General features: G+C 45.1%; 5 protein-coding genes. 4 read left to right on the top strand and 1 reads right to left on the bottom strand.

Annotated elements, in window-relative coordinates; translation table 11 throughout:
* Positions 1-204 precede the first annotated feature (204 nt).
* Positions 205-1,431 carry a 2,3-bisphosphoglycerate-independent phosphoglycerate mutase gene (locus tag Q7J27_03240; GenBank protein MDO9528152.1) on the bottom strand — a complete coding sequence of 409 codons (1,227 nt, stop codon included), beginning with the start codon at positions 1,429-1,431 and terminating at the stop codon, positions 205-207.
* 407 nt (positions 1,432-1,838) lie between these two features.
* On the opposite strand from Q7J27_03240, the gene folD reads away from it, so the two are divergent.
* The 4 genes from folD to Q7J27_03220 all read left to right on the top strand — a co-directional run.
* Positions 1,839-2,690 carry a bifunctional methylenetetrahydrofolate dehydrogenase/methenyltetrahydrofolate cyclohydrolase FolD gene (gene folD / locus Q7J27_03235; GenBank protein ID MDO9528151.1) on the top strand — a complete coding sequence of 284 codons (852 nt, stop codon included), beginning with the start codon at positions 1,839-1,841 and terminating at the stop codon, positions 2,688-2,690.
* Between the two features lie 15 nt (positions 2,691-2,705).
* Positions 2,706-3,788, top strand: coding sequence for a glycosyltransferase family 9 protein (locus tag Q7J27_03230; GenBank protein MDO9528150.1), 1,083 nt, complete (start codon positions 2,706-2,708; stop codon positions 3,786-3,788).
* Positions 3,789-3,807: 19 nt separating this feature from the next.
* A complete protein-coding gene (locus Q7J27_03225; protein ID MDO9528149.1) occupies positions 3,808-4,749 on the top strand; it encodes a glycosyltransferase in 942 nt (313 codons plus the stop codon).
* A 24-nt stretch (positions 4,750-4,773) separates the two neighbouring features.
* Positions 4,774-5,349, top strand: a 576-nt coding sequence (locus tag Q7J27_03220) for a glycosyltransferase family 4 protein (GenBank protein ID MDO9528148.1), incomplete at its 3' end; no start/stop codon positions are given.

Here is a 5,349-nt window from a genome sequence, read left to right as displayed (position 1 = left end):
TGAGGATGAATTTTTTGAAAAGGTCAAGTACATTGCAAATAATCCTATTAGGACGAATTTGGCAAGGCAATATGAGGATTATAAATGGTTATATATAAAGGGCTGGATGAAAAAAGATTTATAGAATAGACAGGCGAGACGCCTGTCCTACTAATAGAGACTGTCTTACGGATTCCTTTTTCATTTTGATATTTGATATAGTTATCACGCTCCGAATTTTGTCAGTCTTTGCGCATGGGCAAGCGCTATTCCCATAAGATATACCATGGGGATTCTTCCCAATCCGCCTTGGATGCACTCCCTCTCACCAAATCGTTCCACCCCATCCGGCCTGCAAGTATCCGATGAAAGAAGCACAGGCACAGGGTGCCAGCTATGTGAAGCAAGGAGCGCCGGTGTTGAGTGGTCTCCGGTCACAACCAGGACATCGGGACGAAGCTCAGTTATCACAGGAAGAAGGGAATCAACCTCCTCGATAACTTTTACCTTTGCATCGAAGTCTCCATCTTCACCCCTTGAATCCGTCGGTTTGATGTGAAGGAAGAAGAAATCATATTTTTCGTAATTTTCACGCAGGGCAGCAAATTCAGCTTCTATCGTCTCCGTCAGCGTGTTGACAGTCATCCCTAAAAGCCGTGCAATTCCTCTGTACATGGGATAGTTAGCAATCGTAAGTGGATTGAGCCCAAATCTCTCATTGAGGCCGGGGTACCTGCGGTATTTGGCATATCCTCTCAGCAGTATCATATTTGCTTTCTCCTCATCGGAGAGGATATCTTTAGCTTTTTCTGTCAATTCAGCTATAACCGCCGCTGTCTTTTTCGCCTCCGGTACCATGGCCTCGGGCAAAAGCGGGGGCATTCCAACTTTCTGTGGGTCTGTTTCTTTTATTTCTTCCCGCAAGTTATCCCCTCTAAGGGCGATCAGTGCGCGGTGTTCTCTTACCGTTTCAAAGAAAACACCATGCGATTTCAGTTTTATACCTTCCTGCAACTTAAGGCAGAGTCTTCTGTTGGTTTCATTGTCGATGCGACCCGCCCTCCTGTCAATCACCAAGCCGCTGTCATCTATAGTTGCAAAATTAACCCTCATAAAAAGGTCTTTTTCCGTCATGGGAAAGTTAATCCCCGCTGCGGACAATATTCCCCTTCCCACATTGTTCTTCACGGGGTCGTAGCCGAAGAGTGCAAAATGAGCGGGACCGCTCCCCGGTGTTATCCCGTATCCGATCGGGTCGAGGAGACCGCAGATCGATTTTTTAGCCAAACGGTCAAGATTCGGGGTGTCGGCCGTTTCCAGCTCTGTTTTATCACCCCCTGGCAGGGGGAGACCCCCTACACCATCGAGGATTAAAAACACAATCTTTGTATCATTCGGCACTACAAGCTTATCAATCAATTCCGGATTCATGTCTCGTATCTCTCTTTTCAATTTTCTTTACAAATTCCAACTCATACGGGATTTTGTAAGGATGACTCAACTGCGGGACTCATATTTAACTTCAGTTTATAGCATAAAGTAGGGAGACCGTTCAAATAAAAACCTGAATTTAATCCCCTTCTGGTTCCCTGGTTATCAACATTCATTTCCCCAAAATAGACATTGAAAATAAATTCTGTCCTCCCCATCCCGTAGGACAGCCGTCTCGGCTGTCTAAGCGATTCACCATTATGGACAGGCGAGACGCCTGTCCTACTGTGTTGGAAGGGTCAATGTCTATTTTGGGGTCATTTGTATTTTCTTGACATCTGCTGCTTGAACGTAATATAAATTTCGCCTGCAAATAAAAGGGAATAACGGGGGGTAACGTTTTGCCCCCTTAGCTACTGGAGGAACCAATGGCCATAATAATTGATGGAAAGAAGATAGCACAGGACGTCAGAAATGAGATTAAAGAGGAAGTTCTCAGGCTGAAGGCGAAAACCGGAACCGTTCCGGGGCTTGCCGTCATCCTCGTTGGAGACGATCCCGCCTCAACAATATACGTCAGAATGAAGGAAAATGCCTGTAAGGAAGCTGGATTTTTATCAAGGGAACAGAAACTGCCAGCCGAAACCGATGAAAAAAAACTGCTCAAGATCATCGAAGAGCTAAACCGCGATGATGAGATACATGGTATTCTCGTTCAGCTTCCCCTTCCCGGGCACATAAATTCCGATTCAATCATAGAAGCCGTTGATCCCCGAAAAGATGTTGACGGTTTTCATCCATATAATATCGGACGTCTCTTTTCAGGAAATCCCTTCCACATGGCCTGCACCCCACTGGGTATTATAGAGCTTTTAGACCGCTACAACACCGGGATTGAAGGGAAAGAGGTTGTCATAGTAGGCAGGAGCAATATTGTGGGGAAACCGCTGGCCCTGATGCTTCTTGCACGACACGCCACCATAACCATGTGTCACACACGGACAAAAGACCTCCCAGAGGTCACAAGAAGGGCGGAAATCCTCATCGCTGCCGCAGGAAAGGCCGAAATGATAACGGGAGATATGGTGAGGGACGGAGCCGTCGTTATAGATGTCGGCATAAACAGGCTCGAAAGTGGCAAGCTGGTGGGAGATGTGGCTTTTGATGAAGTGGCTGAAAAAGCATCCCATATAACACCGGTTCCCGGCGGTGTCGGCCCGATGACGATAGCAATGCTTCTCAAGAATACCCTGAATGCAGCAGTTCACCTACAGGTTTAAGTCCAGGGGAACCTGATGATAGTCAAGGGCGGCACATTTGACAGACCAATAAACAACATTCTCATCATACAACTTGGTGATATCGGCGACGTGGTATGGGCCACACCGACTTTCCGGGCAGTAAAGGAAACCTATCCGCAGGCGAATGTCTCAGTTCTTGTGCGGGAAGGATTTGGATCACTCCTTGAGGCAGATCCACATCTCCATAGAATTTTCGAGGTCAAACATTACAAGGGGAACCTTTTAAATAGGACAAAGAAACAGATCAATTTCATCAGGGATCTACGAAAGGCATGTTTTGATCTGGTCTTTGATCTTCGGTCTGACGATAGAGGAGCTTTCATGGCCTTCTTTTCCGGTGCTCCAATACGGGGGTCCATGTTCTATCCGGATATTCCATGGCGTAATCATTTCTTTTCTCATTTAGTTACCCCTTCTTCATCGAATAAAAGAGTTTATGGCGCTGCAGAGCAATCTATTCGCATTATCAGGGAGTTTGGTATTGATACGGACAACACGACTCCGTGCCTCACTATTCCCAAAATTATAATGGAGCGTGTACACCGGCTTCTTGAAAAGGAACGATTGATGGATTCAGGCTGGATTACCCTGAACCCCTTTTCCAGATGGCAATATAAAGAGTGGGGATATGAGAAATGGGCACAGATCATTGACTGGTTATGGCAAGAATATAGGATCGCCGCTGTAATTGTCGGGTCTCCGGAGGAACGCAATAGATCAATTGATATTGTCAAAAAGTGCCGCCAAATGGTTTTTAATTTTACAGGCAAGACGACTTTGAGTGAATTAGCTGGTCTGCTCAGCCTGAGTTACCTCAATGTCGGGGTGGACAGTGCGGCTCCGCACATTGCCGCGGCTGTTGGTACCCCTACCATAACTATTTACGGTCCTTCAGAATGGCTGGTTTGGGCGCCTATTGGTGAAACTCACAGCGTCGTCACTCCAGATTGCGACTGCGCACCCTGTCATCAAAAAGGGTGTGATGGCAGTGGCACAAGTAAATGCATTGAAGAATTAACGGTTAATAGTGTAAAAGGGGCAATTCAGGGATTCTTGGACAAGTGTGGACAATCATAAGCTAAGGGGATTGAGGAATATGAGAAAAGTCTTAATTGGCATACCGGTTTTGGACAACGTAGAAATAACCAGAGCATGTTTACAACATCTTTATCTAAATACAAAGACCGACAGATTGGGATTAAATGTGTCTGTTTTAATTGTTGATAATGGATCACAGAACGATATCGCAGATATCTTTCGACAGGAATTTGAAGATCCGAAATTTCCTACTTATTTTTTGAGAAATTCAGAAAATCGGGGTGTGGCTTCCGCATGGAATCAGATATTGCGGTTTGCGCCGGAGAAAATACCCGGGCAATCTTTTTATTATGATTATTATGTTGTATCAAACAACGATGCATTGTTTGGCGCTGACTGGTTACAGCCGATGGTGGAAGCTATGGAGACTGACAAAAGGATAGGCTGGATCTCCACTATGGAAAATGGCTCTCCCGTATTGGAAGAGTTGATAGAAGCCCATGCTTTGTCAAAGAACTATCGTGTCGATCCTCAAAAACCCTATACAACGGCTGTCATTCATGAGAGTTTGAAGCACATCTATGGAAAATGGGGAGGGCATGAGCTTTTCTGCCAACTTGTCAGGGACAAAGAGCTGCCTCTTTTTATCCCCTTTCAACAAGAGGGTCGGTCTGCTGTCTGCTTTATGGTAAGACCCGCGATGATTGATCAGATCGGTTTTTTTGATGAAGACTATTCTCCAACAGGTATCGCGGAAGACCTGGAATATTTTCTCAGAATGGAGCGTATCTTAATGCCACCATCGCTCACCGAGGAGATATATCCCGAAGAGGCGAAATGGCTGTGTGGTTTCTGCGGTAGGAGCGTCGTACACCACAACTGGTGCAGCACACGGCAGGGACCGAACTTTGATGGTCGAAAATGGGATAAGGCAAGAGAAAAAAATTGGAAAGCCAAGTTTGGAAAATCTCGTAAACATTACACGAAGTTGCTGCCATAAATCGATTCTGATTCAAAGAGTATTATGAAAAAGATTGCGCTTGCAATGGAAAAATTCAGTCGGTACGCTGGAGGAGCAGAGTCATATGCTGTTTCTCTCGCCACATCTCTTATAGAAAATGGGTGGGAAGTGCATTTATTCGGGGAAACCTGGGACGGGGAGCCAAGTGGCGCCATTTTCCATAAAATAACAATTCCAAAGCATTTGCCCTCTTGGGCTAAAATGCTTATGTTCGCCTTTCGGCACAGAAAAATGGTTACCCTTTATCAATTTGATGTAGTGTTAGGATTTGGAAATACTATATACATGAATGTTTATCAGACCCATGGCGGGGTCCACAGGCTTTCAACAAAAAGAAAAGTTTACTCAGAAAAGAGCAAAATTAAACGGGCAATAAAGCGGTTGATTATCATTTTGTCACTGAAGCAATGGGTGAGAGCCTGGATTGAATCAGCGCCGTTTCGACTTGACCCACGGCCAAGAATAGTGGCGATTTCTCAAATGATAAAAACCGACATGGAGTCTTTTTTCAGAGTGAAAGGTACAGAAATTGAAGTTGTATATAATGGTGTCGATACCTCTCGATATAACCGTAATTTA

The organism is Syntrophales bacterium (genome assembly GCA_030655775.1).
Taxonomy (GTDB): Bacteria; Desulfobacterota; Syntrophia; order Syntrophales; family JADFWA01; genus JAUSPI01.
The sequence above is the reverse complement of the archived record's forward strand: the minus strand, read 5'-3'. Positions and strand labels throughout refer to the sequence as shown.

Coding starts and splice junctions, on each gene's coding strand:
- folD (MDO9528151.1), top strand. CDS start 1,839: ATGGCCATAATAATTGATGGAAAGAAGATAGCACAGGACGTCAGAAAT.
- Q7J27_03230 (MDO9528150.1), top strand. CDS start 2,706: ATGATAGTCAAGGGCGGCACATTTGACAGACCAATAAACAACATTCTC.
- Q7J27_03225 (MDO9528149.1), top strand. CDS start 3,808: ATGAGAAAAGTCTTAATTGGCATACCGGTTTTGGACAACGTAGAAATA.